This is a genomic window from Campylobacter sp. 107, assembly GCF_002383835.1.
Classification (GTDB): Bacteria; Campylobacterota; Campylobacteria; order Campylobacterales; family Campylobacteraceae; genus Campylobacter_D; species Campylobacter_D jejuni.
In genome coordinates, this window is record NZ_NXBA01000007.1 from 1 (window position 1) to 2949 (window position 2949).

Consider the following 2949-nt stretch of genomic DNA (forward strand, 5'->3'; position numbering starts at 1 on the left):
CAAGGTATAGAACAATTTGTTTATAATCTTCCTCAAATGATTACTCATCCTAGTTATAAAGAATTACTTTCTAAAAGAAAGGGTATAGGTGATACAGCTATCATTGTTTCTACAGGACCATCTCTTACTAAACAACTTCCTTTGTTAAAAAAATATGCTAGTAAAGCTACGATTTTTTGTGCGGATTCTTCTTATCCTATTTTAGCTAAACATGGTATAAAACCTGATTATGTTTGTATGTTGGAACGCGATGAAATAGTAGCTAAATGTTTTAATAATGATTTTAAAGATTTTGATAAAGACATCATTTTTCTAGTAGCTTCTTTGGTGCATAAAAAAACCATTTCTTATCTTGAAAAAAATCAAAGAAAATACATTTTAATCATAAAAGGCCAGCCTTTTGCTAGATACTTGGAGCTAGACGATTATGGATATATTAACGCGGGTATGAGTGTATCTCATATGGCTTATGAACTGGCTGAAAATTTAGGACATAAAAACATCATTCTCATAGGTCAGGATTTAGCTTATGCCAAAGATGGGCAAACACACTCTCAAGGTTTTATCCATGCTAATTTACATAATGGAGACTATGAAAGGGACTTAGATAGATTTAGCACTACAGCTTATGGAGGAAATGGAAAAGTTCAAAGTTCTGAAATTTGGACACTTTTTAGACAAATTTTTGAAAATTTCATTGCTTTTAGCAAAAGTAAAACTTATAATTGCACTGAAGGAGGTGCTAGGATAGAAAGCGCTATAGAAAAACCTTTTAAAGAACTTTGCGAAGATTTACTCGAAAATAAAAAAGATAAAAAATTTAAAAAATTACAAGTTTTAAATACTAAAGAACAAGTAAAACTCGGATTAAAAATCTATCAAAAAATCAAAAAAAATATGAATTTATCCTTAAATTTTAAAAAAGAGTGTAAAAAAGTTCAAAAACAAATTCACAATCTTACCCATGGAAAGAACAAACTCTCTCTTGAACAAATAAACCAAAATATAGACAAAATCAAAGAAAAACTTTCAAATAAAAAATATCTCTTTTTGCAAGAAATTTTAGGCCCTACTTTACATCATGAACAAAGTATATTAACGCCTTTATATCTTAAAGATATCAAAGATGAATCTGATAAACAAAATAAACTTTTTGCTTGGGTTTATGCACACGAAGCTTTGATAGAAAATATCATAGAACTTTTAGAAGCTCAAGATAAAAGACTTAAAATCGCTATTTTACCTTTGCAAGACTTCTTAGAAAAGAAAAAAGCACTTTAAAAGCTTAGATGCATAAAAGCATCTAAGAAATCATTGAAGAAGTTTTAAAACATTTTGCTGCACTGCATTAGCCTGACTCATAGCATAAGAACCTGATTGCGCAAGGATGTTATATTTAGAAAAATTCGCACTCTCACTTGCAAAGTCTACATCTCTTATGGTTGATTCTGCTGCTTTAACATTTACTTGAGTTACGGTAATGTTGTTTATAGTCACTTGAAGTTGATTTTGCACTGAACCAATGTCGGCTCTGATTTGATCAAGATTTGTTGTGGCTGTTTCAGCTATATCCATCACCGCCATAGCACCTTTAAGTGTGGTAACGCCTGCTGTTTCATCTTTTACTCCAAAAGCAGTTGTTTTCATAGTTGCAAACTGAGAAAGATTTGATCCTGATGAAAAACCTGAACCTGCAGAAACATTATATACTGCAGAAAGTTGCGAAGCAGCTGAAATAGCTATAGCGTTCGCAAAACCTGTGGAATAATTTTTACCGCTACCTACAGAATAACCTGAACCTGCAGAAAATCCACTTCCTTGGCTACTCATATAAGCACTAACAGAAGAATAACCACCTAACATAACTCCTTTGTTTGCAGAACCAAATCCCATAGCATCAGCGATATTAGCATCAAATCTTCCTTTTGACTCTCTTAAAGAAACAGAAGCCTGAGAGATAAAACTATCTGCTCCAAAACCTGCAAAAGAAAGACCTGTACCACTTACTAAAATATCTTTACCATCATTTTTAACTAAAGACAAGCGGCCATAGTTTTCCATCATATTTGGATTGATAAAAGCACCTCTACCAATACTTCCTTCGATTTTAATCCCTCTTCCCTCTCTTGAGCTAAGTAAAAGTTGTCCATTAGCATCGATTGAAGCTTCAACTCCAGTGGTATCTTTAACCGAGTTAATTGCAGCAACTAAGGCTCCATTAGCATCACCATCTTTGTATTCTACTTTACCAATTTTTACCCCATTGATAGTAAAATCATCTGAAGTAGTTCCTTCTCTAACTGCTGATATACCTCTAGTTTCTACTGTAAAAGTAGCTCTAACACCTGTTTTATCAGCATTTTTATTGATCTCTTCTACTAAAGCTCCAAGTCCTGTTCCAACTGAAGTTGAAATCACAACTTTTTGAAACTGAAAATCATCTATACCATTGTAATTTTTAAGAGTAAATTGCACTTCGCCACTAGATGAAATTCTTCCTCCTGTTTCAAAGCGTGTTAAACCTATCTTAGAAGACTGGGTTGCTCCTATAGTAGCTTTTACAGTTTGATTTGAACTTGCACCGATTTGAAATTCTTGATTGATAAAATTTCCACTTAAAAGTTGTTTACCGTTAAATGAAGTAGTATTTGCGATATTGTCAAGTTCTTCCATTAAACGGTTGATATCTGCTTGAAGCATGGTTCTTGTTTTTAGACTTTGTCCATCTTGAGCTGCTTGAGTTGCCTTAGTTTTGATTGTATCTAAGATTTTAAGTTGCTCATCCATAGCCTTATCGGCAGTTTGTAAGATGCCTATAGCATCATTACCATTGTTTATAGCTTGACCTAAAGTAGCTGCTTGTGAACGCAAAGAATCTGCTATCGCCATCCCTGAAGCATCATCTGCTGCGGAGTTGATTCTAAGACCTGAACTAAGTCTGCTTAAAGA

At 33.3% G+C, this 2949-nt stretch carries 2 protein-coding genes; one reads left to right on the top strand and one right to left on the bottom strand.

Annotated features, from left to right (window positions below):
• A partial coding sequence (locus BGS40_RS00035) for a motility associated factor glycosyltransferase family protein (RefSeq protein ID WP_096738195.1) occupies positions 1–1281 on the top strand: 1281 nt, incomplete at its 5' end.
• 30 nt (positions 1282–1311) lie between these two features.
• On the opposite strand, the gene BGS40_RS00040 is transcribed toward BGS40_RS00035, so the two are convergent.
• Positions 1312–2949: flagellin A (locus BGS40_RS00040; protein WP_096738196.1), on the bottom strand; the 1638-nt coding region annotated here is incomplete at its 5' end.